This window comes from Curvibacter sp. CHRR-16 (assembly GCF_018474005.1).
Classification (GTDB): domain Bacteria; phylum Pseudomonadota; class Gammaproteobacteria; order Burkholderiales; family Burkholderiaceae_C; genus Allorhodoferax.
In genome coordinates, this window is the sequence record NZ_JAHCSH010000001.1 from 25483 (window position 1) to 51073 (window position 25591).

Genomic DNA, 25591 nt, shown 5'->3' on the forward strand with positions numbered 1-25591 from the left:
GCACAGGGGGAGTTGAAAATGCCAGATAAACACCTATCTACCCAGTTCGACAGCGAACTCAACACCGTTTCCACTCTGCTGATGGAGATGGGCGGCTTGGTCGAATCGCAAATTCGGGATGCCATTGCGGCCTTGTCGCACTTCAGTGGCGACTTGGCCAGTCAAGTGATGGCGCGCGAAGAAAAGGTCAACGCGATGGAGATCGAGATTGACGAAGACCTGACCAGCATCATTGGTCGCCGTCAACCCACCGCGCGCGATTTGCGCTTGCTCATGGCCATTTCCAAGACCACGGCCAATCTGGAGCGTGTGGGCGATGAAGCCGCCAAGATTGCCCGCATGGTGCGCTCCATCATCGACAGTGGCAATTCGCGCAACTTGCCCACGCTGGAACTGCGTGTGGCCTCGGATTTGGCCTCGGGCTTGCTCAACAAAGCGTTGGATGCGTTTGCCCGCTTGGATGTGAATGCAGCGGTCACCATCCTCAAGGAAGACGATTTGATCGACCAAGAGTTCGATGGTTTTGTGCGCAAGCTCATTACCTACATGATGGAAGACCCGCGCCTGATTTCGCCCAGCTTGGACTTGCTGTTTTTGGCCAAAGCGATTGAACGCATTGGCGATCACTCCAAGAACATTGCTGAATTCATTGTGTATGTGGTCAAGGGTGAAGACATTCGCCACCAAGCCATGGACAAGATTGAATCCCTGATCCGATGAGAACCATGCCTGCTGTGCTGATCGTCGAGGACGAATCAGCCATTGCCGAATTGATTGCCGTGAACCTGCGCCACAACGGTTTCAAAACCCGCTGGGCGCTGGACAGTGCCACGGCCGAGCGCGAGGTGGAGGACGATGTGCCCGACCTCATCTTGCTCGACTGGATGTTGCCCGGCGAAAGTGGCCTGACACTGGCCAAGCGCTGGCGCGCCGACAGCCGAACCAAAGATGTACCCATCATCATGCTCACAGCGCGTGGGGATGAGGCTGATCGCGTCGCCGGTTTGGATGCAGGTGCCGACGATTACTTGGTCAAACCGTTCTCGACCAAGGAGTTGCTCGCACGCGTGCGCGCGGTGTTGCGCCGCCGCACCCCCGATACGGCAGGCGATCCTTTGTCCATCGCTGGTCTCAAGCTTGATCCGTCCACGCATCGCGTGGCCTTTGGCGAGCAGCCTATCAAGTTGGGCCCTACAGAATTCAAGCTCTTGCACTACCTCATGGGCCATCCTGAGCGGGTGCACAGCCGAGCCCAATTGCTCGACAAGGTGTGGGGCGACCACGTGTATATCGAAGAACGCACGGTGGATGTACACGTCAAACGTTTGCGCGAGGCCTTGGGTGCGGCAGGTGCCTTGGTGGAAACCGTGCGCGGTGCGGGTTATCGCTTGACTGCCCAACCCACCGCTGCGGTGAGCGTTCGCGCATCATGACCCTGCGCATCTTGGCAGGGCGTTTGCTCACGCTGCTGCTGTGGCAACTGGTGGCAGCAGGAACCGTCTATTTCTTGGTCGGTACTGGTCACTGGGCGTGGATGGTGCTGGCCGTGGTCATGGCCGGTGTATGGTGGTTATTGCTGGATGTGTGGAAGGCCACGCGCTTGCTGCGCTGGTTGCGCCGTGGGGCACTCGATATGCCACCAGCACAGGCCGGTGTATGGGGTGAAGCAGGTGACCGTGTGCGACGCCTTATGCGTGAGCGTGAGCGCGAGTTGCAAACCAGCGATGCGCGGCTACAGGACTTTCTGGCTGCTATGCAGGCCTCGCCCAATGGCGTGGTGTTGCTTGATGCGCAAGGTCGTATCGAGTGGTTTAACCAAATGGCGGCCAATCACTTTGGTTTGGTGCCGCAGCGTGATTTGCTGCAGCATTTGGTCAATCTGGTGCGCGACCCGGTGTACACCGCCTACAGCGCCAGCCGTGAATTCGATCATGAGGTGGTGTTGACAGGCCGTGTCAGTACACCCAGTAAGCCTGTGCGTTTGTCGGTGCACATGCATCCCTACGGCGAAGGGCGCAGCTTGCTGCTATCGCGCGATATCACTGCTTTGGAGCAGGCAGAGGCCATGCGGCGCGATTTCGTGGCCAATGTATCGCACGAAATACGCACTCCATTGACCGTGTTGTCGGGCTTTGTGGAGACCTTGCAAAGCCTGCCTCTGGAGCCAAACGAGCAGCAGCACTACTTGGGGCTGATGGCCCAGCAGGCCCAGCGTATGCAAACCTTGGTGAGTGATTTGCTGGTGCTTTCACGCTTAGAAGGCAGCCCCGTGCCCGGTATGCAGCAATGGATGCGTGTGGATGCCGTGTTGCAACTGTGCGAACAAGAAGCGGCCGAATTGGGCCGCGTGCTCTGGGGCAAGCCCCATCCCTTGGTGTTTGATTGCGGCCCTGCGACTGAACTGGCAGGCGTGGAGAGCGAGCTGCACAGTGCGATTTACAACCTGATTGGCAACGCCGTGCGTTACACCCCGGTGGAAAAAACCATTACCGTGCGCTGGCAACGTCTGGATGACGGCAGTGGCTTGCTGTGCGTGCAAGACGAAGGCCCAGGTATTGCGCCCGAGCATATTCCGCGCTTGACCGAGCGCTTTTACCGTGTTGATCGTAGCCGCTCGCGTGATTCTGGTGGTACTGGTTTGGGCTTGGCCATTGTCAAGCACGTGGCGCAGCGGCACGGGGCAGAGCTGCGAATCGACAGTGTGGTGGGGCAAGGTTCGGTCTTTAGCTTGCTGTTTCCAGCGCAGCGGGTACGCAACCCCTTGCCACCCAGTTCGGACTTTTCCGATTTGCGCACCACCTCAGCGGCGGCGCTCCAGTAGCCATACATCGTCGGCATTGCCTACAGGGTGCTGCACCAGTTGGCGCACTCGCCATTGATCCCAGTCTATGCCCCGTGGCGAGGGAGCGCCGGGTTCAGCTTCCACCAGCAGCCAATTGCATTGGCTCTCGCCGCGGCTCATGACCTCGGGCATGTACCAATGCAGGGCAGCGCTGTGGGCTGCATCCAAGCCTTGGGTGCGCAGGCAGGTCAATGGGCTGCTTGCCGCAATCACGATGCGTTGTGCCCATACCCGGTAGCTTTGTGCATAGTCCAGCAGTGGCAGCCATAAACTCATCAGCAGCGTCCAGCACAGCACCGCCCCAGTGGCTGGCAACACCAAGCTTTTCCAAATGGCCGCACGGTGGCGACCCACCCGCCATTGCACCAAGTACACCCACGCCAGCGTAGCCAGTATGGCCACTATCAACGCTGGTATCAGAAAGCGGTGTTCAAAACCCGGTGCCAGACGTGCTACGTTGGCTGCAGGTTGGGCAGGGAAACCGGTTTGCAATGCCAGCCACACCACCCAAATGGTGAAGCCACAAGCCGAAAAAAACACCAAGGTGAACCAGTCCACCAGTGCACTGACTTGCCGCTTGAGCGTGGGCAGCGCAAATGCGGCCAAGGCAGCCATGCTGGGCAATGCCAAGAATAGGGTGCGGTCTGGGTCGGGGTTGAACAGCATGCACAGCACGGATACCACCACAAACCACAGTGGCAGCGCCATGTGGCGGGGGAATTCACGGCTGAGCACGTGCTTGCGCCAGCGCCACACGCCCCACAGTGCCAAGGGCCATGCTGGCCATGTGAACCACACCAGCAGTTGGGCTGTTCCACTGATACCGCCCCAATGCAGATTGGGGGCTTCCATGCGCCAGCGCCACAAATCCAGCGCCGTACTCAGCAGCAAAACCATGGCCACGTACGGCAGTACACCCCAGCGTCGCACGTGGCGGTGTGGCCATTCTTCAGTAGGCAAGTGGCGCGGTATCACCAGTTCTGCAGCTAGGTAGGCCACTGCCATCAGCGGTGCTCCCGATAGGGCTAGCACGGCACTGCCCACAGCCAAGGCTGTGTGGGCCACTACCGGGTGATAGGGGCGACTGCTCAACCCATAAAACAGCAGGCTTACGCCCCCCAGTTGGAACAGCGCAGGGGTGGTTTCATGCCCAATCTGGGCCAAACCCAAGGATGCCATGAGTGCCAGCAAAGCCCCATCGGCCAAGGCTCGGGCAAAGTCGTTGGGTTTGGCTTCGCCGCCAAAGGCAAAGGCCACGGGTTGGGCTTGTGGGTGGCGCGCCAGGTAATAGCATCCGTACCATGTGCATGCGAAAGCCAAGCCCAAGAGCACGATGAAAGGCAGACGCACAAAGCCAGCCAGATCCCAGCCCACAGGGGTGTGCTGCAAGAACCAAGCACCCACCCAGTATGGCAACAGCACGGCGTTGTCGATGGCAGCTCCTGGCAGTGCGGGGTGCCACCAGTCGCTGTGGCGCTGTATCAGGGCTTGAATCACACCGAGCGTGGTCATGTCGGCACTGCGCCAAGGATCGCGGCCCCAAAAGCCTGCCAAGGCGTACACCAAGGTCAAGCCCCACAATGCCCAGCGTGGCAGGCGACGAACGGCGGCTTGGGCAACGATGGCGGGATTGGGTTGTTTCACTGTGCAGCGGTGTGGTTGTGGGGTTCTTGATGTCGAAAAAAAAGCAGCACGGCGAACCGGGCTGCTTGGTCACAAAGCCATGGGCTTTGCGTGCGATTCTTACTTGACCAGAACCTTGCCGAACTTGTTGCGGAATTTTTCCACGCGGCCACCCATGTTGTCCACGGACTTTTGGGTGCCTGTGTAGAAGGGGTGGGATTCGCTGGAAGTATCCAGTTTGAACAAGGGATATTCCTTACCGTTGAAGGTGTCGGTTTCCTTGGTGTTCACACAAGAACGGGTCACGAACTTGAAGCCGTTGGACAGATCCACGAACAACACTTCGCGGTAGTTAGGGTGAATGCCTTCTTTCATTGTTTACTCCATCAGTTGCAACAGCCGCGCCAGCCCATCTGGCGTACTTGCCGCGAAAAACAGTCGATTATAACTTAGCCACCACGGCGCATCATGTCGAAGAATTCGTTGTTGTTCTTCGTGGCCTTCATTTGCTTGAGCACCATCTCCATGGATTCGATTTCGTCCATGTTGTAGAGGAACTGGCGCAGGATGCGGGTCTTTTGCAGAATTTCGGGTTGCAGCAGCAACTCTTCCCGGCGCGTGCCTGAGCGGTTGAGCTGGATAGCGGGGAACACACGCTTTTCGTACAAGCGGCGGTCCAAGTGGATTTCGCAGTTGCCGGTGCCTTTGAATTCTTCAAAGATCACTTCGTCCATGCGGCTGCCGGTGTCCACCAGTGCGGTGGCGATGATGGTCAGCGAACCGCCTTCTTCCACATTGCGCGCCGCGCCCAAGAAGCGCTTGGGGCGCTGCAGGGCGTTGGCATCCACACCACCGGTCAGCACTTTGCCGGAGGAGGGCACCACGTTGTTGTAAGCACGGGCCAAGCGGGTGATCGAGTCCAGCAGGATGACCACGTCTTTTTTCAGCTCGACCAAGCGCTTGGCGCGCTCGATCACCATCTCGGCGACGTGCACGTGGCGGGCGGCGGGTTCGTCAAAGGTGGATGCAATCACCTCGGCGTTGACGGTGCGCTGCATTTCGGTCACTTCTTCGGGGCGCTCGTCCACCAGCAACACCATCATGTGGCTGTCGGGGTAGTTGGCGGAAATCGCGTGGGCGATGTGCTGCATCAGCATGGTCTTGCCGCTCTTGGGTGGAGCGACCAGCAGGGCGCGTTGGCCTTTGCCGATGGGGGCGATCAGGTCGATGATGCGGCTGGTGATATTTTCTTCACCGCGGATCTCGCGCTCCAAACGCATCTGTTCTTTGGGGAACAGGGGCGTCAAGTTTTCGAACATCACCTTGTGCTTGTTGCCTTCTGGTGGGCCACCGTTGACCTTGTCCAGCTTATTCAGGGCAAAGTAGCGCTCGCCGTCTTTGGGGGTGCGCACTTCGCCTTCGATCATGTCACCCGTGTGCAAATTGAAGCGGCGCACTTGGCTGGGGCTGATGTAGATGTCGTCGGTGCTGGCCGTGAAGCTGGTGTCGGGGCTGCGCAAGAAGCCAAAACCATCGGGCAGGATTTCCAGCACGCCATCGGCAATGATTTGCTCGCCGGTACGGGCGCGCTTTTTGATGATGGCAAACATCAGCTCCTGCTTGCGCATGCGGCCGGTGTTTTCGATTTCTAGTTCTTCAGCTTGCTTGAGCAATTCAGACACGTGCAGTGCCTTGAGTTCGTTCAGGTGCATGGTGGCAATGTTCCCGCTCGGGTTATGACCAAATCACGGCAGAGTGCCGCTGGTATGAAAGTAATTTGGGGGTTGTGTGGACAACGCTGCAAGGGCGTTATCGCTATGGGGTGCCGCTTATAGGGCAGGCGTCTCTTTGTACTTGCAGGGCGCGATTATGACAGCAAAAACCGACAGCACGTCAAGCCCCGTGCGCGCTGTCGGTTGCGCTAGATCAGGCAGTCAGTGCTTGATCGATGAATGCAGTCAATTGCGCCTTGCTCAAAGCCCCCACTTTGGTGGCCTTGAGTTGCCCGTCTTGGAACAGCATCAGCGTGGGGATGCCACGGATGCCAAACTTGGCGGGAATGTCGCGGTTTTCGTCCACGTTCATCTTGGCGATTTGCAGCTTGCCGTCGTAGACAGGCGCTAATTCGTCCAAGATGGGGGCGATCATGCGGCAGGGGCCGCACCATTCAGCCCAGTAGTCCACCAACACCGCGTGGGGATGTTTCAAGACGTCAGTTTCGAAGGAGGTATCGGTGACGTGTTTGATGAGTTCGCTGGCCATGAAAGTTTCCTTGCGGGGATTGTCTATGCAGGTAAAGTGGTGGCATTGTGACAGAAAGCAAGCCTTCCCCTCTGACGGAAACACCTATCAGCGTTATAGCCAATATGCATGACCCGAGCAGCCCCGGGGCTGCGGGCCGTCCCCCAGCACGGCAACGCGCATTTGCTTACCCGCACAGCCACCCGGTCGTGCAAGTCTGGGTGGCGCCCCAAACCGGGTTGCTCGCGCGCTTGAGCCACACCTTGCAGGTTTTGCAAGCCCACCCGGCCAAAACTGTGGTGCTATTGCCCTTTGCCCAGCTATTGCCACTGGCCCAACGCTTGTGGCTGCAAACGGCCAGCAGCGCGGCAGGAGCGGCCAGTGAGGCTGTGTTTTGCCCTCGGTTTGAAACCACCTCCAACTGGATACAGAGCCAAGGTTTGGCGCGCGTGGATGGATCGGTGCTGGACATCCGCTTTGATGCCGCACTCGATCACCTGAGTGCCCAAGCCCTGCTGGCCCGCGCCCAGCTGCCCGGTGACGAGCACATGGCCAGCGCCTTGGTGCAGGCCGTGCAGCAGTTGGCACCCTTGGCCGCTGCTGCCGGCCCCGAGGGGCGCGCCGCCTGGGCGCAGCAGGCCCGCCAGTCGGTCAAGGTGGTGGAGTTGATGGACTCGCCCCACCTGCGCTGGGAATTGGCCGTGGCCCACTTGGCGGTGGAGTGGGCGGCGCTTTCGGGCTATGCCACCGATTGCTTGTGGGACGCTGACTGGCTGGCCGAGTGGGATGCCGTGGTCTGGGTGCAAGGCATTGCCCCCGACCCCTTGGCCCAAGCCTTGCACCAGCATTGCAACCGCGTGCGCCCCGGTTGCTCGGTGTTGCTGCCTTTGCTGGCCCCCAACGCCCAGACGGCGCAGGATGACCTGTTCAGCTCCGTCCCTGCCACCTTGCAGCGCCATGCTGAGATCCGTCTGCACGCCTGCAGCAGTACCGAAGACGAAGCGCAGCGCACGGCGGCGTGCCTGCTGCAACACATTGCTGCTGACCGCTACCCGGTGGCGTGGGTCAGCACCGACCGGTCACTGACGCGCCGCGTGCGTTGCTTGCTCGAAGCCGCAGGCGTGCAGATGCGCGACGAAAACGGCTGGAAGCTTTCCACCAGCCATGCGGCGGCTTGCCTCATGGCGCTGCTGCGCGCCGCCCACTGGAGCGCCAGCAGCGACGATGTGCTCAACTTTGCCAAGCTGGCCCCGCTGTGGCGCAGTGCCGAGTTGGACGTGAACACGCTAGAAACGTGGCTGCGCCGCCAGCGCGTGCGCCAGTGGCACCAAGCGCAGCGTTTGCTCGCCGCAGCAGTGGCCCAGCCCACGGGCGCTGCCAAAGCCCAGCAGGCCTATGCCGTGTGGCAGTCCATCCAGTCGGTGCGCGAAGGGTTGGCAGGCCGCCACACGCTGGCGCAGTGGCTAGGCCTGCTGCAGCAAGCCTTGCAAGCCTGTGGTCTGTGGGACGCCTTGCAGCAAGACCCGGTGGGCACGCAGGTGCTGGCCGTGCTGCGCCTGCAGCCAGAAGAGCCGCACGCATGGACTAGCCTGCTGCAGCAAGCCCTGTGGGCGCAGCGCACGCTGGAGGCCCACGACTTCCAGCGCTGGGTCAACCAAGCGTTGGAAGGTGCCAGCTACCAGCCGCCATACCCCCTGCAAGAGCAAGTGGCCATATTGCCCATGAGCCAGTTGCTGGGCCGCCCGTTTGCGGCGGTGGTGCTCAGTGGTTGCGATGCCGTGCGCCTGAATCCATCGCCCGACGTGCCCGGTGGCTTTACCCGCAGCCAGCGCGCGGCGCTGGGCCTGCCCTCGCGTGAGCAGTTGCAGGTGCAGTTGGCCCAGTCGTGGCAAAACGCCTTGCTCGGCCCTGTGTGCGACGTGCTCTGGCGCAGCGCCGAAGAATCTGGCGAATCCCTGCAAGCCAGCCCGCTGGTGCAAGGCTTGCCGCAGTGGGCCGCCTATGCCGCCCATGCCGAGACTGACGATGGCCTGCAACAACGCTGGCTGCAGCCCACGCCTGTGGCAAGCCCGCAGCCCAGCGGACAAGCCCTGCTGCAGCGCGCCGAGTGGAGTCTGTCGGCCAGCGCCTATGACGACCTGCGCACCTGCCCCTACCGCTACTTTGCCCAGCGCCAGTTGGGCTTGCAGGAGCTGGAAGAGCTCGATGGCGAAGTGGGCAAGCGCGACTACGGCCAGTGGCTGCACGCCGTGCTGCAACGCTTTCACGATGGCTTACGAGATGGCTTACAGGGTGGTTTGGGCGACGCCGCCCCACACGCCCCCAAGGTGTACAGCGCGGCGGATCGCGACCACCTGTGCGCTCTGCTAGACGCTGCTTGCGAAGCCGAGTTGCAAGGCCAGCAATGGAGCGCGGCCGAGTTTTTGCCCTACCGGGCGGGCTGGCCGCTGCTGCGCGAGGCCTATCTGGACTGGTGGCTGCCGCACCAACAAGACCATGTGTACCTGCAAGGCGAGCTGGACCAGCGCCGCCAGTTGCAGGTCGACGTACCAGCGCCAGCATCCGCGTCCACTCTGTCGGTCCACCTCATAGGCCGCCTGGACCGCGTGGACCAAGACAGCCGCGGGGGCTATCTGCTGCTGGACTACAAAACCGAGGCCCCGCAGAAAACCCGTGACCGCGTGAAAGACCCGCTGGAAGACACCCAGCTGCCGTTTTACGCCGCCCTGCATACGCCCGCCACCGTCCACCCCAGCGATACACCCCCCCGCGCTGGTTACCTCAACCTGAACGAGCGCGAAGGCGTCAAGCTGCACGAACAACCCGCGCTGCAAGCGGCTTACCAAGCCCTGCTGGCCGGTATCGCCAGCGACTTGGGCCGCATCGCCGCAGGCCACCCTATGCCCGCGCTGGGCGAGGGCAGTGCCTGCGAGGTGTGCCGCGTGCGCGGCCTGTGCCGCAAAGACTTTTGGAGCCCGGCATGAGCCAAGCCCCGGTGAACCATTCCCCCGCGTTGGCCTATGAACACAACGGGCAGCGTGTGGCGTCCGAGCGCTTTTATGCCGTGGCCTGTGACCCGCGCCGCAGCGTGACGGTGGAGGCCTGCGCGGGCGCGGGCAAAACGTGGATGCTGGTCTCGCGCATGCTGCGCGCGCTGCTGGACGGTGCGCGGCCGCAAGACATACTGGCCATCACCTTCACCAAAAAGGCCGCTGGCGAAATGCGCCAGCGCTTGCAAGAGTGGCTCACCCAGTGGGCCAGCTTGGACGACGATGCGCTGCGCGTGCAACTGCAGTTGCGCGGCATAGCCCAGCCCAGCACCGCCCAACTGCAAGCAGCACGCGGCCTGCAAGCCCACTTGCTGCAGCAAGGGCGCCAGCCGCAGATACGCACTTTCCACAGCTGGTTTGCCGCTTTGCTGGGCAGTGCGCCGCTGGCCGTGCTGCAAGCGCTCAAGCTGCCCACGCCCTACGAGCTGCTGGAAGACGACAGCCAAGCCGTGGCGCTGGTGTGGCGGCGCTTTTTGGAGCGGCTGCAGGCCAACGAACACCTGCCCGGCGAGTCCGCGCCGCTGCAAGACTATTTGGCCAGCGTGGCCGAACACGGCCGCCACCAAACCCACAAAGCGCTGGAAGCGGCCCTTGCCAAGCGCACCGAGTTCGCGCTGGCCGACCAAGCGGGGCGCGTGCTGGAATCCGTCGCCCCCTTGGCACAGGCCATGCCCGACTTTGCGGGCTTTGACGACCCAGTGCAGCGCCTGCAGCAAGCCGTGGTGCAAGAGCAGCTATGGGCTGCTGCCAAGGCCTTGGGCGCGTGCAGTGGCAAGACCTGTGTGAAAGCCGCCAGCGCGCTGGAAAAAGCCCTGACTGATCAACGCTGGACTGGCAAAGACAGCGTGTGGGATGCGCTGATGACCGGCACAGGCTCACCCCGCAAACTGAGCGAGAAAAACGCCGACCTGAGCAGCGTGTTGCTGGTGCAAGAGCTGCTGCAGCGCTGCGAGCAAGCGCGCCAGCACCACGCCTGCTGGCAGCACCAGCAGCGCCTGACGCGCCTGACCCGCTTGCTGCTGCAAGACTTTGCCGCTGTGAAGCGCGAGCAGGGCTGGGTGGACATGGGTGACTTGGAGCTGGCTGCACTCACCCTCATGGGCGACCCGGTGCTGGGCGCTTGGGTGCAAGAGCGGCTGGATGCGCAGGTGCGGCATCTGTTCATCGACGAGTTTCAGGACACCAACCCGCTGCAGTGGCAAATCCTCTCGCGCTGGTTGGAGTCCTATGGCGGCGCGGGCCACGCGCCCAGCGTGTTCATCGTGGGCGACCCCAAGCAAAGCATTTACCGCTTCCGCCGCGCCGAGCCGCAGGTGTTTGTGGCGGCGCAAGCCTTTGTGCGCCAAGCGCTGGGGGGCGACCACCTGAGCTGCGACCACACCCGGCGCAACGCCCCGGCTGTGCTGGCCGTGGTCAACGCCACCATGCTGGCTGCGCAAGAGCAGGGCGCTTACCAAGGCTACCGGGCGCACACCACCGCGTCGCAAGCGGTGGGGCAGCTGTGGCACCTGCCCAGGCTGGAGCGGCCTGCCAAAGGGGCAGGGGATGCTGACAGCCCAGAAGCGGACGCAGACGAGGGCGGCGATGGTGCCAATGGCTTGGCCCTGCAGTGGCGCGACAGCCTCACGCAAGCCCGCCACACGCCCGAAGAAACCCGCAAAACGCTGGAGTGCCGCCAAGCCGCCCGCTGGCTGCAGCACTACCTGCGCAGCACGGGCCACAGCCCCGGCAGTGTGATGGTGCTCTCGCGCAAACGCGAACGTCTGAGCCTGATGGAACAAGAACTGGCCGCGCTGGGCTTGCCCGCCGAACAGCCTGAAAACGCCGACCTGGGCAGCTTTGCCGAGGTGCAAGACGTGGTGGCGCTGCTCGATGCACTCATCTCGCCCCGGCACGATTTGTCGCTGGCGCGCGCGCTCAAGTCCCCACTGCTGGGTTGCAGCGATGACGATCTGGTGCAGCTCGCTGTGGCCGTGGCCGCCGCACGCCAACAAGGGGGCAGCCCAGCGTGGCTGGAGGTGCTGCTGGCCAGTGTGGCCCCTGACCGTGGTGATGCGCCCCAACCCTTGTCTGCCGCTTTGCAAGAGGCGGCCACCAAACTGCAGCGCTGGCAAGACTGGTTGCGCAGCTTGCCGCCGCACGATGCCCTCCACCGCATGTACGACGACGGCGATGTGCTGGCCCGCATGGTGGCGGCCAGCCCCAGCGCGCTGCGCGAGCGCGTGGCCGTGCATGTGCGCGCCGTGCTGCACGCCGCTTTGCAGCTGGAAGGCGCACGCTTTCTCACCACCTACCAGCTGGTGCGCGCCTTGCGCGCTGGTTTGGTGGACGCACCGCGCCGCGTGGCGGCCATGGGGGCCGATGGCTATCCCAGCGCCGTGCAGTTGCTCACCATCCACGGTGCCAAGGGGCTGGAAGCCCCGCTGGTGCTGATGCTCGACACCGACAGCGAAGCCCAAAAAGCCGACAGCATGGGCGTGCTGGTGGACTGGCCCGCCCAAAGCCCAGTGCCCGAGCGCTTTGCCTTTGTCGCCAGCGAATCGCGCCCGCCGCTGGACGTGGTTGCCGCCTTGGAGCGCGAGCAAGCCGAGCGCGCCCGCGAAGAACTCAACACCCTGTACGTGGCGCTGACGCGGGCCGAGCACGCGCTGGTCATCTCCAGCGTGCAGCCGCACCGTGGTAGCAGCACCAGTTGGTGGCAGCGCCTGCTGCCCCATACCGAGCAAGCCCCCGGCGCACAGGGCTTGCTGCCAGAGGCTGGGCAAGCTGCAGCGCCAGCGGACATTGCAAATGCCGCAGATGACGCAGACCCGCAGGCTGCCGATGCCTTGCCTGTTTCTCCCCAGGGCCTTATCAGTCTGCGTGGGTTTTACCCAGAAAAAACGGCTCTACAGCGCATGGATAAAGCTGGAGCAGCTATTAATTTGATAGCAAATCCCACCGAGGACGATGCGCTCGAATCGCTCGAATCGCTCGAATCCCGCATAGGCCAAGCCATGCACCGCTTGCTGCAGTGGTTGCCTGTGCGGGCAGGCGGCTGGTCTGCTTCAGCCTTGGCCCAGCAGCCGCCCAGCCAGTGGGGGGCTGCGCGTTGGCAGCAGTTGGCCCTTTGCTACCAGCTAGAACCCGAAGCCCTGCAGTTGGCCCTGCAGCGTGCCAGCCGCATCGCCAGCGGACAGGGCGCGTGGGCGTGGGACAGCCAGCACATTGCCTGGAGCGCCAATGAAGTGCCCGTGGGCTTGCCCCAGCAGGCCCTGAGCAGTGCGGGCGGCGGCATGCGCTACCTGGACAGGCTGGTGCGCACCCAGCAAGGCCCGTGGTGGGTGCTGGACTACAAGTCCACCGCCAACCCGCTGGACGACTCGGCGCTGTGCGCGCAGCTACAGACCTACCGCCAAGCCATCGCCGCCCTGCACCCCAGCGCGGTGGTGCACGCGGCTTTCCTCACGCCAGTGGGGGAGGTGGTGGAGTTGCCAGCCTGAGTGCCGTGTTGATACGGCCAATGCTTATTGCAACTTTTCCAGCTTATATCCCTTGGCTTGCAGGAGCTTTATAAGCCCCTGCTCACCAAATAGGTGTCCAGAACCGACAGCGTAAAAACCTACGCCTATCTTATCCGCTGGAGGATTATTTATTTTTTCTGCGAAATCCAAGTTTCTTTGGGTAAGAAGTTGAGAGCTGAAGATGTTGTAGTTATTGTATTTTTTGTTGAAAAAGCGATCTGATAAATATTTATTTAATTCATTTTCATCGGTGCTTTCCCAAATTTCTAAACAATCGGATTGCTCACTGAGTTGCATTTGAATGCTTTCCTGTAAAGCAGCCGCCAGTGTTTTGAATGGAGTTTCTTTGTTGGTTTTTTGAATAAACTCTGTTTTGTCTTCTAATGCATGAATGTCGGTATTGAATGATTTTAATATTTTTATCAGTTCGACTTCAGTTCTTTTTTTGATTTTTTTGCTTTCGATATTTGATTGTGAAATTGAGATGCATTGAAGGTCGTATAGGGTCGTTAGCCAATATACAGGATTGTATTTTTCCCCTATTGCGATGGCTTCGTTAGTTTTGTTGTTGTGCAATATTTCGTTTATAGATGGAGATTCCTTGGGTCTGTGTATGGCGATATTGATGGCGAAGATGAATTTTTCTTCTTCTGAGAAAGTGTCCGTATAGTTTTTTTGGCTGTTTTTGATTAATTTTTGAAATCTCAATGTATCAGTGAAATTTCGGCCAGTGTAATCTATCATTCCATTTTCAGAATAGTAAAAATTGCTATCTGCTACGGCACTTAAAACTTCTCGGGTGAATGGTGATTTATTTTCATCCACTGTCACCGTATGCGTGAGGCCAAATAAATATAAGGATTGCCCATTCAGTGTGGCTTTGTACAATTGTCCTCCACGCTGCGGCAGTTCTAACTTATTCGACTGCAGGTAGCTTGCTATCGCTTTTTCTTTGTCGTTCTGAGCAAAACTGTTCGTGCACAAAAGAAAAAATGCCAGTAACGCCCCCATCCACAAATGCCAATGAAAATGATTCTGGACTGTGTGTTGATTGGTGTGCATGACTTTTACTGAATTTTCTCGATGGAATACTGATTATCTTTCAATAGCTGAAGAATGCCTAAATCACCAAAGAGGTGAATGCTTGGGATAGAGAAAAATCCTGTTCCGTCATTGGAATTTGAAATGGTTTGAATTTTTTCAAAAAAAGTTTTGTTTCTGTTGTGAATGGATAATTGATAGTATTTTTTTAAACTTTCGTTGCTGTGGTTTGTCAATGATTTGCTGTGCACATCTATGCTTGCTTCATCCCCATCAATCCATTCGTTGCAGTCAACTTGGATTTTGTAATTTTTGTCCAAGTCCATGTGTAATTTTTCAGTCAATGCTGCAATGGTGTTTTTTTCATCGAGCGAAGAGTTTATTTTTTGTATTTCATCAACAGGGTGCAGAATGGCTGTTGTTTTTTTATTGGTGTATTTGCCAATTTCTAGCAATGATGAGTCAGTGCTTTTTGCGATTTTTGGCGGATATTTTACAATGCACTTTGCATTGAGGTCTAGTACAAGCCAGTAAATTGCATTGTGTTGCAATACATTTTTTTTAAGTTTTTCTTCATTCTCGCTGTTATAAATGTCTTTTAATAGTGGCAATAATTCCTTTTTGATAAATACTGAAAAGCTGATGAGTTGTATTTGTGTTATTTCATCAAAATTTATCAAATAATCGTTGTCTTTTTTGTTTTCAAAAATTTTTTGTAGTCTTATCATGTCAAGGGCATTGAGACCCTTGGTAAAGTAATCACCATTCTCGCTGGCGTAGTAGTCGCTACTCCCAATGGCGTTGAGTACTTTCTCCGTGAAAGGTATTTCATCTTTGTTCACTGGAGCCAATGCATTGGCTCCAAAAATATAGAGTGACTTATCCCCTTTGATGGCTTTGTAGAGTAAGCCTCCTTTTTGAATAGGGGTGAGCTGGTTTTGTTGTAGATAGTGCGATATCGCTTCCTGGTTGGTGCTGTTCGCATGGCTGTTCAACGCGACAATTACAAGCAAGGCACTGGCGCAGCAACGTATTTTTTGTGAAATTTTCATACTAAGAGACTCGTTGATTTAACTTTTAAAGTTTACGCATAAAGGTGGTGGAAACCGTCTTTGACGTGAGTGGGTTTTCCCTTGGTCGCTGTCGCAGCGTACTCAGTCTCTTTTGTTGGTTGGGTCTGCTGCTGCGCGCGCGCCATCCCCGACAATCCCCCCATTCCTCAAGAAAAAAATTCCATGGCTGATGTGATTGAAGAGCGCGCCCCGGTGCAGGTGGCCGTTGTGGGTGGTGGGCCGGCTGGCTTGATGGCGGCGCAGGTGCTGTCGCAAGCGGGTGTGGCGGTGCAGGTGTTTGACGCCATGCCCAGCGTGGGCCGCAAGTTTTTGCTGGCCGGGCGCGGTGGCCTGAACCTGACCCACTCCGAAGGGGCTGATGCTTTTGCAGGCCGCTACGGTGCACGCCGCCAGGCCATCGAGGCGCTGCTGGCAGGGTTTGACAACCATGCCATGCGCCACTGGGCGCAGGCGCTGGGGGTGGAGACGTTCGTGGGCACTTCGGGCCGCGTGTTTCCTACCGACATGAAAGCCGCGCCGCTCTTGCGCGCCTGGCTGCACCGCTTGCGCCACCCGCAAACGGATGAGAACCCCCACGCCGTGCCGGTGCAGTTCCACCTGCGCCACCGCTGGCAGGGCTGGCAGGGCTGGCAGAACGCGCATGGAGCCGGGGAACAGCGTGGTTGGCAGCGCTTGCTGTTCACCCATACCGAGCCCGGCAGCACGGAGAGCCGCACGGTGGTCGTGCCCGCCCAAGCCACGCTGCTGGCCTTGGGTGGCGGCAGTTGGGCGCGCTTGGGCTCAGATGGGCAGTGGGTCAGCCTGCTGGCCCAGCGCGGTGTGGCTGTGGCCCATTTGCGCCCTAGCAACTGCGGGTTTGATGTGGCAGGCGGTTGGAGCCAGCACTTTGTGGACAAATGCGCGGGCCAGCCATTCAAGTCGGTGGCCATCAGCCTGCGCGATGCGACAGGTGCCGAGGTATGGCAGCGCAAGGGCGAGTTTGTCGCCACCGCTTCCGGGGTGGAGGGCAGCTTGGTCTATGCCTGCAGCGCCCCACTGCGCGACGCCATTGAGCGCGATGGCAGTGCCACCTTTTACCTCAACCTCTTGCCCGATTGGACGCCCGAGCGCGTGCGCCAAGCGGTGTGCCATCCGCGTGGCAGCCGTTCGCTGTCGGCCCATCTCAAGAGCCGCTTGCCGCTGGACGCGACCAAGCTCACCCTGCTGCACGAATGCCTGCCGCGTGATGTGCTGCACAACGACGCTGCACTGGCCGCCGCCCTGCAGGCCGTGCCTGTGCGCCTAGCGGCGGCGCGCCCGCTGGACGAGGCCATCAGCACCGCAGGCGGCGTGCTGTTTGAGGTGTTGACGTCGCAGCTGATGCTGGAAGACATGCCCGGCGTGTTTTGTGCCGGAGAGATGCTGGATTGGGAAGCCCCCACCGGTGGCTACTTGCTGCAAGCCTGCTGTGCCAGCGGCGTGGCCGCTGGGCAAGGCATACTGGCTTACCTGCGCGACGCCCACTGAGTCGCGCCGATCGATTTTTTTACCCAAGGAAACCTGCCATGCAACACCTCACCGTCACCATGCAACTGCAGTTGCGCGTTCCCAATGACTGGAAGCTGCACACCACCTCTGAAGGCACCGTGGTGGTGGCTTTGCCCGATGGCCAGTTTCTGGACATGACCTTTGAGCCGCTGCTGGCCACCGACCCCGAGGACACCTGGACCAGCGAGGGCAACGAAGCCATTTTGGACGAGCTGCTGGACGCTGTAGAGAGCGAAGCAGTGGAGTTCGTGCTGGAGCAAGAGTAGTAATCGCTGCTCGCACTCCCATCGGTCTGTGGCGCTAGCGCTGGTCGTTCTGGCCGCACTCATCCACGCGACGTGGAATTTGCTGGCCAAACGCGCCGCCTCGGCTGGGGCGGCGTTTGTGTTTGCGTACACCGCTTTTTCATTGGTGCTGTACGCGCCGTGGGTGGTTTATTTGCTGTGGCAGGGTCAGTCGCAGTGGAGTGGGCCTATCGTGGCCTGCATCGCCGTCAGCGGTGTGCTGCAGCTGGCCTACACGCTGCTGTTGCAGCGCGGCTACCAAGTGGCGGATTTGTCTGTGGTTTACCCCGTAGCGCGCGGCACCGGGCCATTGATGTCCACCGTAGGCGCTTTTGTGCTGCTGGGTGAGTCGGCTAGCTGGAGCAAGGCGGGGGGACTGCTGGCCATTGTGGCGGGCATTGTGCTCATCACCACGCAGGGCAGCATGGCCAAGTTCCGCCAGCCTGCGGCCTACAAAGGCCTGCAGTGGGGCGGCATGACGGGCGTGACCATTGCGGGCTACACCGTGGTGGACGCCTATGCCGTGAAAGTGCTGGGCATAGTGCCCGTGGTGCTGGATTGGTGCGCCTGCCTGTTGCGCTTGGTGGCCCTGCTGCCTTGGGTGCTGCGTAACCGCGCTGAGGTGCTAGAGCGCATGCGCGGCTACTGGCTGTTGGCCGCCGTCGTGGGCGCGCTGTGCCCCATGGCCTACATCTTGGTGCTGCTGGCTTTGAAGCAAGGCGCGCCGCTTAGCTTTGTCGCTCCCGCCCGCGAAATGAGCATGATGATGGGCGCGCTCTTGGGCATGCTGGTGCTGCGTGAGCCGGTTGGTCTGTGGCGGCTGGTGGGGTGTCTCACCACCATTGGTGGCGTGTTGTTGCTGGGTGCAACAGCCCACTGAGACCAAAGCGTCCGGATATTCCGGACGCATGGCTGCAGTGCTTACTGCTTGGGAGCTGTGTCATCCTCTGCCGCACTGTTGTGGATGGGGATGCTATTCATCACTGCATACGGCGTTCCGACCTCCAGCACATGGCTGATGGCTACACGGCGAGGATTCAGCGGTGGTTTTCCCGGCGCATACACGGTTGTGTTGTGGCATGAGAAGCAGTTTTTCCATTCGGTCCTTTTTTGATTGCTGGCGGCCTGCTGAAATGTCTCGGCTGTGCTGTTGGCCAAATTCACTGAGCCTACCGCTCGGGTTTGCAGTTGGTCGAATTTGCTGAGGTTTTTGCCTGTGTAGAAATTGGGTTTCAGCCATACCGTGCCAATCAGGTCATAGCTAGCGAGATCTTTGAACCCGCTATTGCTCAAAAAAGTCTGGGCTGATTCATTCAAATTGGCAATATTGCTGGGGCCAGCAGGAGAGTGATTTTCTCCCCCTGTTTTGTTGTAAAGCACTGCGTTGGTGCTTGGCGTGAATCGTTGCGTTTGCTCGTTAAAGCGCAGTATGGGAGGGGCGGTGTTGTTGGCGATGTTGGTCGCACTCATAGGAGTGCCCGCTCTGTACAGCGTGTAGTTTTTGGGATTCGGTGGTTTGTTGATATCGAAGGTGTTGTCGTCAAACCGTGGGCTGTTGAGCTTGTGTTCAAAGGTGGCCCATAAAAACTCGGGGTGATTCACCGTGGTACCCACAACATGCAAGCCCAGCAGCGCTACTTTGGCGCTGACAAACTTGCCTTCTACCGGCGAGACGTTTTTGCCCCGCTTATCTATCGCCAGAATAGGAACTTGGGCTGTGGTGGTGTAGGCCCCCAGCGGTGGCATTTCCCCTTCTGCCAAGCGAAGCCAAGTGGCTTTGACCACAAAAGCGCCGGTGTCAAAGTAGTCATCGCGGTTGGGGTTGGTCTGGTAGCCCTTGGTCCAAACCAGATTCCTTTGCGCCGTTTTGAAATACGAGGCATTCATGTGTACCGAAGCCAAGACGGGATACCCGTTGGGTGCTACCAACATGTTGCCATCGGCCTGCACGATGGCACCAGCGCTTTCTTCGTCCTTGCTGCCTGCCCCATGCGCCATCACCCCGCGCGTGCCAAGCACCAAGGCGCGAACGCCCTCTGTGTAGCCTTGTGGTTTGAGCAAGTCGCTCAGCGTAGGAAGTGTCATGAAGCGCAGGTTATCGCCCACTTTGGCGGTGGCCCATACAAAGGCCTCCCACGACCATTGGTGAAACTGGCAGTCAGTTTGGGGCTCTTGTGTGGGGACTTGCGCCCCGGAGTTTTGGTACTGGTGCAGACCCTCTGCCCAACCAACGATAGGGCATAGTGGCTGTGCCGCATTGGCGGTTGTGCAGGCGGAAGTCAATGCCAGTCCGATAGCCCAATAAGACGCGATGGAAGTAAAACGGATTCTTGAAAGAATCGTTTTTTCACTTCTTTTTAACGTTATGTTGCGCATAGAGTCCCTTTCTAGAAGATGACATTCCCCAAAGATTGTTTGCTAACAACCTGTGAGAATTGTTATTTTTATGAAAGGTAATTACATCACTCTAACGAGTGATAACGTTAATTTTACAAAGCGCATGGAGCAAAAGCCGTTTTGTCATTGTGGCTGTTGATCCATGCACTCTGAAAAGGGTCGTGCCCTTGCAGTTTTTTCAGTTGCACTTTGTCGTGCTGGCGTTGCGATTTGTGGGGCTTGGTGTGAGAGCCGGCTTTGCGCTGCAAGGCAGCCGCAACAAAAGGGTTGCGCGGCTTCACAAGCCGCTGGGGGAGGGCTTGTTTCATAGAAAGAAGGGGGAAGTAGAAGAGGTTGACGAGCCTTGACCCCGGCACTGACTCCACAGTTAGGGCTGCTTGGTTCCCCACCTGACCCGGTTGGCCGCTTCACCATGCGGGAAGGCCCGTCAGCCGCTATTGTAGCCGCGTAGAATCGCGCCCCATGTCTTATCTGGTTCTGGCCCGCAAATACCGTCCGCGCAACTTCACTGAAATGGTGGGGCAAGAGCATGTGGTGCAAGCCCTGAGCAATGCGCTGACCAGCCAGCGCCTGCACCATGCCTACTTGTTCACTGGTACGCGCGGTGTGGGCAAGACCACGGTATCGCGCATCTTGGCCAAGTCGCTCAACTGCCAAGGTGCAGACGGGCAGGGCGGCATCACCGCCGAGCCCTGTGGCGTGTGCCAGGCCTGCCGCGACATCGACAGCGGTCGTTTTGTGGACTACACCGAGCTGGATGCCGCTTCCAACCGCGGCGTGGACGAAGTGCAAACCCTGCTGGAGCAGGCGGTGTACAAGCCAGTGCAGGGGCGCTTCAAGGTCTTCATGATCGACGAAGTGCACATGCTGACCAACACGGCGTTCAACGCCATGCTCAAGACGCTGGAAGAGCCGCCCGAATACCTCAAGTTTGTGCTGGCCACGACCGACCCGCAAAAAGTGCCCGTGACGGTGCTGAGCCGCTGCCTGCAGTTCAATCTGCGCCCCATGGCGCCCGAAACGGTCTACTCCCACTTGCAGCGCGTGCTGGAGGTGGAGGCCATCGAGGCTGACGCACCTGCTTTGCGCTTGCTGTCGCGTGCCGCACGCGGCTCCATGCGCGATGCGCTGTCGCTGACCGACCAAGCCATCGCCTTCGGTGGTGGCCTGTTGCAAGAAGCCAATGTGCGCCAAATGCTGGGCAGCGTGGATCGTGGTTACGTGTTTCGCCTGCTGCAAGCGCTGGCCGAGAACGATGGCAAAACGGCCGTGGACACCTGCACCACCCTGCGCGAGCAGGGCTTGAGCGCGGCCTCTACGCTGGAAGACATGGCCAACTGCCTGCAGCGCATGGCCGTGTTGCAAGCCGTGCCCGACATGCCGCAAGACGACAGCGACCCTGACAGCGCCGAGATAGCCCGCTTGGCCGAGATGCTGCCGCCAGACGAAACCCAGTTGCTCTACAGCATGTGCCTGCATGGCCGTGCCGACCTAGGGCTGGCCCCCGACGAGTACGCGGCGCTCTCCATGGTGATGCTGCGGTTCTTGACGTTCAAACCCGGGGCTGAAAAAAAAACTCCAACGCGCACTGAACGCACAGAGCGCGCTGTAGCCAAGCCCCCTGTTGCAGCAGCGCCAACACCAAGTCCAACCCCAGTGGCGGTGCCAGTTGCGCCCGTGTTGCAGGTGGCACCTGTCCAACCCACAACGCCTAGTGCTGCGTCCGCATCTCCCGTGCGGACGGTGCTACCTGCAGCTCCAGTGGCGGCCCCCGTGCCTGTGGACAACCCGCCTGGCCAGCGATTGCCCGTGCGCGATGCCGCCCCACCGCCTGCCGCCAAATCCCCACTGCCGTGGGAGGATGAGCCGACAGACCTCTACCCCGATGCTGAAAACGAGAGCTACGACGCTCCCTATGTGCCCGATGCAGACGAAGCGGAGTTGGCTGATGATGTGCCGAATTTAGTGGTCAATCGGCCTGTAGAGCCCATGCAGCAAGCTGTTGCAGCTACAAAAATTGTAGCAATGCCAGTGCGCGAACTGGCCGATGCAGCGGGGCATTTGGACAAACCTGCGCACGCCAACACCAGCTTCACGCCCACGCCGGAAGGCGACTTCTGGTTTGATGTCGTGAGCAAGTTGGACGCCGAGCAAAGCATTACCGCCTTCACACGCCAGTTGGCCATTGGTGCCCAGTTGGTTGCGCGCGACGAAGGCCAATGGCAGTTGCGTGTCGAGAACCAGTCGTTGGACAACGCCAATGCACGTGAGCGTTTGGCCACTATCTTGACTGCTGCAGGCCATGCTGTGCGCTTGGTGGTGGAAGTGGGCCGTGTGACCGATTGCCCCCAGCGCCGCATGAACGCTGCTTCGGCCGAAAAACAACAGGCGGCAGAGCGGATAATCCACGACCATCCGTTTGTGCAAACCATGGTGCAGCAGTTCGGAGCGCGGGTTGTGCCCGGTACGCTCAAGCCGCTGTCGCAGTAGTTTGCCCAAACCGTCTCCCCCAACAACCCGCCTTGCTACGGCAGGGCTTTTAGCCAACAAGGAACACCATGTTTAACAAAGGACAACTCGCAGGCCTGATGAAGCAAGCCCAGGCGATGCAAGAGAACATGAAAAAGGCCCAAGACGAGCTGGGCAACATCGAAGTGACTGGTGAATCGGGCGCGGGCTTGGTCAAGGTGGTCATGACCTGCAAGCACGATGTCAAGCGCATCACCATCGACCCCAGTTTGTTTGCCGATGACAAAGACATGCTGGAAGACTTGGTGGCCGCGGCCTTCAACGCGGCTGTGCGCAAAGCCGAAGAAACTTCGAGCGAAAAAATGGCCAAGATCACCGCTGGCATGCCCCTGCCCGGTGGCATGAAGTTTCCTTTCTAAGCATTGCTGAGCACTGTGCAACGGCAGGGACACCGGTGAGCCAACACCACGCGCTGGATGCGCTCATACAAGCCCTGCGCCGCTTGCCCGGCGTGGGAGCCAAGTCGGCCCAGCGCATGGCTTTTCACTTGCTGCAACATGACCGCAGTGGTGCCCAGCTGCTGGCGCAGGCGCTGACCCAAGCCTGTGATGAAGTGCGCCACTGCGAGCGCTGCTACACCTTCACGCAAGATCCGGTGTGTCCGACCTGTTTGGATGAAAGCCGCAACCACAGCCAGCTCTGTGTGGTGGAAACCCCAGCCGACCAGTTGGCCATGGAGCGCACGGGGGCCTATCGGGGTCTGTACTTTGTGCTCATGGGCAAGATCAGCCCACTCGATGGAGTGGGGCCCAACGATTTGGGTTTGCAACGCCTCTTGGAGCGTGCCACCGATGGGGTGGTGAAAGAAGTGATTTTGGCGACCAATTTCACCGCCGAAGGCGAAGTGACGGCGCACGTGATTGCCCAAGCCCTCAAGGCCCGTGGTATGACCCCCACACGCTTGGCCCGGGGTGTGCCCATAGGCAGTGAGCTGGAGTATGTCGATCTGGGTACCATTGCCCATGCGCTGGTCGATAGGCGTTAATTTTTTTATCACCCCCCTTCCTCGTTGGGCAAGAAAGAGAGCATTCCATGAATACAGTCCATTTCACCTTGGCTTACTGGTGCGTGCTGATCGCGGCAATTTTGCCCATTGTGTGTGCGGTCTTGGCCAAGTCCGGCGGTACTTACGACAACAACAACCCGCGTGCTTTTTTGGGCAGCTTGACCGACTGGCGCGCCCGTGCCAACGGAGCGCAGGCCAATAGTTTTGAGAGCTTGCCATTCTTCATCGGCGCGGTGGTCATTGCGCACCAGCTCGATGCGGTGCAATCGCGCATCGACGTGTTGGCTTTTGTCTACATCTTCTTGCGAGTGCTCTACATCATGGCCTATGTGGGTGGTATGGGCACGGTGCGCTCGGCCATTTGGGCTTTGGGTTTTTTCACCAATATCGCGATTTTGTTCATCGGCTACCGTTAAACCATGGGCTTGCAGACGCTGCCAGTTGAGCAGAGCGCACGCAGCGCGTGCACGTGGACTAGCTATATCAGTCGCTGGGCGTCTTGGGGGATACCCAGTGTGCCGGGGCACGATGTACCCTGGGTGCTCGATTTTGTGGAGCCACTGCAGCGGCGGCGTTTGAGCCCACTGGCCAAAGCCAGCTTGCATGTCATGCATGCGTGTGCACAGGCGTGCACCCAGTTGCACATCGTGTACGCCTCGCGCCATGGCGAACTCACACGAACCACCGAACTGCTCAACCAAATGAGCGTGGGCGAACAGGTTTCTCCCACGGGGTTTAGCTTGGCCGTGCTCAACGCTACGGCGGGCTTGTATTCCATTGCGCGCAATGTGCAGTTGCCCATCAGCGCGGTGTCGGCAGGTATGCACACTTGGGCTATGGGCTGGCTAGAAGCATCATTGCAAGCGCAACAAGCGCAGTGTCCGGTGCTGTTTGTGTATGCCGACGAACCGGTGCCGTCTGTCTATGGCACGCTGGCTGATCCACCTGTTCTGCATGCTGTGGCCGCTTTGCTGCATGCCCAGCCACAAGAGGGGGGGATCAACTGGCGCAGCTATTGGGACGGCAGCGGCGGCGATCCGGGCTGTGCAGCCGTTTCCTGTGAGCCGGCATCGTTTGCGTGGGCTGCTGCTTTGCACAACGGGACTGTCACTGGGCAACACCCTTGCGGTTGGTCTTGGGAGCGGGTGTGAGCGATTCTGTGCGTGAGGACTATTACTGGTGGCGTTTGTTGGCCACCGGGCTGGGTTTTGTGGTGTTTGGTCTGGGGGCTTTGGTTTTGAGTGTGCTGGTGTTTCCCGTGGTAAGCCTCAGTACCCGCAATGCCAGTGTGCGCAAAGCGCGGGTGCGCTGGTGGGTCAGCGTGACCTTTGGACGTTTCTTGCGGCTGATGCAGGCCTTGGGCTTGATGCGCCTAGAAATCATCCATGGCGAGCGTTTGCAGCAGGTGGGTTCTTATTTGGTGGTGGCCAACCATCCCTCCTTGCTGGATGTGGTAGCCCTCATATCACTCATTCCCGATGCTGGCTGCGTGGTTAAAAAAGCCCTGTGGGATAACCCCTTTATGGGAGGCGTGGTGCGGGCTGCTGACTACATCAGCAATGCCGATACCGCTCAATTGATTGATGACTGTGTGCAACAACTGCAGCAACCCCATCCGGTGGTGCTCTTTCCCGAAGGTACTCGCAGCAAGCCGGGGCAAGCCTTGCACTTTCAGCGCGGGGCAGCCTATGTGGCCATCAAGCACAACAAACCGCTTATCCCGGTGCTGATTACCTGCCAGCCTTCTACTTTGACCAAGGGGCAGAAGTGGTACAAGATTCCGCCCAAACGCTTCCATCTGCGTTTGGAGGTGCTCGATCCATGGGATCTGCGTGGGCATTTTTCCCCCGATGAAGCCCCCACCTTACAAGCGCGCCATTTGACGCAAGCGATGGAAAAAATGTTCACCGAAAAACTCCACCACGTATGCAATCTGTAGACACACTCAAGCAAGAAATCAAGCAGCTCATCATCGATGCCCTTCATTTGGAAGACTTTTCTGTCGATGACATAGCCGACGACGCTGCTTTGTTCGGCGCCGAGGGGCTGCAGCTGGACTCCATCGATGCCTTGGAGCTTGGGGTGGCCTTGCGCAAGAAGTACGGTATCCAATTGGAGGCCAATAGCGCCGATAATCGGCAATATTTTCAAAACGTGTCGACTTTAGCGGATTTGGTTGTAAAGCAGCAGGCACAAAAATAAGTTGGATAGAGCAGGGATACCCATGACAAAAGATGAAATTCTGAGCAAGCTGCGCGACATCCTGTTCCAGACTTTCGAGATCGCCCCTGAGCGGGTGGAGTTGAAAACCCACTTGTTCGAGGAATTGGATCTGGACAGCATCGATGCCATTGACTTGGCTATCAAGGTGCAAGAACTGACGGGCAAGCGCATCAAGCCCGAAGATTTCAAAACCGTTCGCACGGTGGCCGATGTAGTGCAAACCGTGCAAGGTTTGCTGGTAGCGTAAGCCTT

The 25591-nt window shown here is 59.1% G+C and carries 24 protein-coding genes and 1 other RNA gene; 16 read left to right on the forward strand and 9 right to left on the reverse strand.

Annotation, left to right across the window (positions count from 1 at the left end; genetic code table 11):
• The first annotated feature begins 18 nt into the window (after positions 1–18).
• The 3 genes from phoU to phoR are packed head-to-tail and all read left to right on the forward strand — an operon-like array spanning position 19 to position 2821.
• Positions 19–720 (forward strand): phosphate signaling complex protein PhoU, encoded by a 702-nt coding sequence (gene phoU, locus KIK84_RS00160; protein WP_214120961.1) that lies wholly within the window; start codon positions 19–21, stop codon positions 718–720.
• On the forward strand, positions 717–1433 hold the full coding sequence (gene phoB, locus KIK84_RS00165; protein ID WP_214120963.1) for a phosphate regulon transcriptional regulator PhoB: 717 nt from the start codon (positions 717–719) through the stop codon (positions 1431–1433). Before phoU ends, phoB begins: the two co-directional genes overlap by 4 nt.
• Positions 1430–2821 (forward strand): phosphate regulon sensor histidine kinase PhoR, encoded by a 1392-nt coding sequence (gene phoR / locus KIK84_RS00170; protein ID WP_214120965.1) that lies wholly within the window; start codon positions 1430–1432, stop codon positions 2819–2821. The genes phoB and phoR overlap by 4 nt, the downstream gene beginning before the upstream one ends.
• Here the strand turns inward: phoR and KIK84_RS00175 are convergent.
• From KIK84_RS00175 to trxA, 4 genes are all read right to left on the reverse strand, one after another.
• Positions 2801–4486 (reverse strand): hypothetical protein, encoded by a 1686-nt coding sequence (locus tag KIK84_RS00175; RefSeq protein WP_214120967.1) that lies wholly within the window; start codon positions 4484–4486, stop codon positions 2801–2803. The genes phoR and KIK84_RS00175 overlap by 21 nt on opposite strands.
• A 99-nt stretch (positions 4487–4585) precedes the next feature.
• Entirely contained in the window at positions 4586–4840 is a 255-nt protein-coding gene (locus KIK84_RS00180) for a type B 50S ribosomal protein L31 (protein ID WP_214120969.1), read from the reverse strand.
• Positions 4841–4914: 74 nt separating this feature from the next.
• On the reverse strand, positions 4915–6177 hold the full coding sequence (gene rho, locus KIK84_RS00185) for a transcription termination factor Rho (RefSeq protein ID WP_214120971.1): 1263 nt from the start codon (positions 6175–6177) through the stop codon (positions 4915–4917).
• Positions 6178–6391: 214 nt separating this feature from the next.
• Positions 6392–6727, reverse strand: a complete 336-nt coding sequence (gene trxA, locus KIK84_RS00190) for a thioredoxin TrxA (protein ID WP_214120972.1) — start codon at positions 6725–6727, stop codon at positions 6392–6394.
• A 47-nt stretch (positions 6728–6774) separates the two neighbouring features.
• Here trxA and KIK84_RS16870 point away from each other — a divergent pair, with 47 nt between their 5' ends.
• A complete protein-coding gene (locus KIK84_RS16870) occupies positions 6775–9690 on the forward strand; it encodes a PD-(D/E)XK nuclease family protein (protein ID WP_214120973.1) in 2916 nt (971 codons plus the stop codon).
• Entirely contained in the window at positions 9687–13238 is a 3552-nt protein-coding gene (locus tag KIK84_RS00200) for a UvrD-helicase domain-containing protein (protein WP_214120974.1), read from the forward strand. Before KIK84_RS16870 ends, KIK84_RS00200 begins: the two co-directional genes overlap by 4 nt.
• Positions 13239–13262: 24 nt before the next feature.
• On the opposite strand, the gene KIK84_RS00205 is transcribed toward KIK84_RS00200, so the two are convergent.
• Both KIK84_RS00205 and KIK84_RS00210 read right to left on the reverse strand, forming a co-directional pair.
• Positions 13263–14321, reverse strand: a complete 1059-nt coding sequence (locus tag KIK84_RS00205; RefSeq protein ID WP_214120975.1) for a TraB/GumN family protein — start codon at positions 14319–14321, stop codon at positions 13263–13265.
• Positions 14322–14326: 5 nt separating this feature from the next.
• Positions 14327–15352, reverse strand: a complete 1026-nt coding sequence (locus tag KIK84_RS00210) for a TraB/GumN family protein (protein WP_214120976.1) — start codon at positions 15350–15352, stop codon at positions 14327–14329.
• Positions 15353–15535: 183 nt separating this feature from the next.
• Here KIK84_RS00210 and KIK84_RS00215 point away from each other — a divergent pair, with 183 nt between their 5' ends.
• Genes KIK84_RS00215 through KIK84_RS00225 form a run of 3 tightly spaced genes read left to right on the forward strand, consistent with a single transcriptional unit; the run spans position 15536 to position 18064 of the window.
• Positions 15536–16879 (forward strand): TIGR03862 family flavoprotein, encoded by a 1344-nt coding sequence (locus KIK84_RS00215; protein WP_214120977.1) that lies wholly within the window; start codon positions 15536–15538, stop codon positions 16877–16879.
• Between the two features lie 38 nt (positions 16880–16917).
• Positions 16918–17166, forward strand: a complete 249-nt coding sequence (locus tag KIK84_RS00220; RefSeq protein WP_214120978.1) for a hypothetical protein — start codon at positions 16918–16920, stop codon at positions 17164–17166.
• Positions 17167–17194: 28 nt separating this feature from the next.
• Positions 17195–18064 (forward strand): EamA family transporter, encoded by an 870-nt coding sequence (locus KIK84_RS00225; protein ID WP_214120979.1) that lies wholly within the window; start codon positions 17195–17197, stop codon positions 18062–18064.
• Positions 18065–18105: 41 nt separating this feature from the next.
• Here the strand turns inward: KIK84_RS00225 and KIK84_RS00230 are convergent, their stop codons facing one another.
• The 3 genes from KIK84_RS00230 to ffs form a co-directional block, all read right to left on the reverse strand.
• Complete coding sequence (locus KIK84_RS00230) at positions 18106–19269, reverse strand: hypothetical protein (protein WP_214120980.1); 1164 nt, start codon at positions 19267–19269, stop codon at positions 18106–18108.
• Positions 19270–19673: 404 nt separating this feature from the next.
• On the reverse strand, positions 19674–19889 hold the full coding sequence (locus KIK84_RS00235; protein ID WP_214120981.1) for a hypothetical protein: 216 nt from the start codon (positions 19887–19889) through the stop codon (positions 19674–19676).
• A 24-nt stretch (positions 19890–19913) separates the two neighbouring features.
• An RNA gene (gene ffs / locus KIK84_RS00240) (signal recognition particle sRNA small type) lies at positions 19914–20010 on the reverse strand.
• Positions 20011–20043: 33 nt separating this feature from the next.
• Here ffs and dnaX point away from each other — a divergent pair.
• The 8 genes from dnaX (at position 20044) to KIK84_RS00280 (ending at position 25586) form a co-directional block, all read left to right on the forward strand.
• Entirely contained in the window at positions 20044–22071 is a 2028-nt protein-coding gene (gene dnaX / locus KIK84_RS00245; RefSeq protein WP_214120982.1) for a DNA polymerase III subunit gamma/tau, read from the forward strand.
• Positions 22072–22139: 68 nt separating this feature from the next.
• Positions 22140–22469, forward strand: a complete 330-nt coding sequence (locus tag KIK84_RS00250) for a YbaB/EbfC family nucleoid-associated protein (RefSeq protein ID WP_214120983.1) — start codon at positions 22140–22142, stop codon at positions 22467–22469.
• Between the two features lie 35 nt (positions 22470–22504).
• Complete coding sequence (recR, locus tag KIK84_RS00255) at positions 22505–23095, forward strand: recombination mediator RecR (protein WP_214120984.1); 591 nt, start codon at positions 22505–22507, stop codon at positions 23093–23095.
• Positions 23096–23142: 47 nt separating this feature from the next.
• Positions 23143–23532 (forward strand): MAPEG family protein, encoded by a 390-nt coding sequence (locus KIK84_RS00260; protein ID WP_214120985.1) that lies wholly within the window; start codon positions 23143–23145, stop codon positions 23530–23532.
• 3 nt (positions 23533–23535) lie between these two features.
• Positions 23536–24267, forward strand: a complete 732-nt coding sequence (locus KIK84_RS00265; RefSeq protein ID WP_214120986.1) for a beta-ketoacyl synthase chain length factor — start codon at positions 23536–23538, stop codon at positions 24265–24267.
• Complete coding sequence (locus KIK84_RS00270; protein WP_349815882.1) at positions 24264–25055, forward strand: lysophospholipid acyltransferase family protein; 792 nt, start codon at positions 24264–24266, stop codon at positions 25053–25055. Before KIK84_RS00265 ends, KIK84_RS00270 begins: the two co-directional genes overlap by 4 nt.
• Positions 25043–25318: a phosphopantetheine-binding protein gene (locus KIK84_RS00275; RefSeq protein ID WP_214120987.1), complete on the forward strand. Its 276-nt coding sequence runs from the start codon at positions 25043–25045 to the stop codon at positions 25316–25318. Before KIK84_RS00270 ends, KIK84_RS00275 begins: the two co-directional genes overlap by 13 nt.
• 22 nt (positions 25319–25340) lie before the next feature.
• Positions 25341–25586 (forward strand): acyl carrier protein, encoded by a 246-nt coding sequence (locus KIK84_RS00280; protein ID WP_214120988.1) that lies wholly within the window; start codon positions 25341–25343, stop codon positions 25584–25586.
• Positions 25587–25591 lie beyond the last annotated feature (5 nt).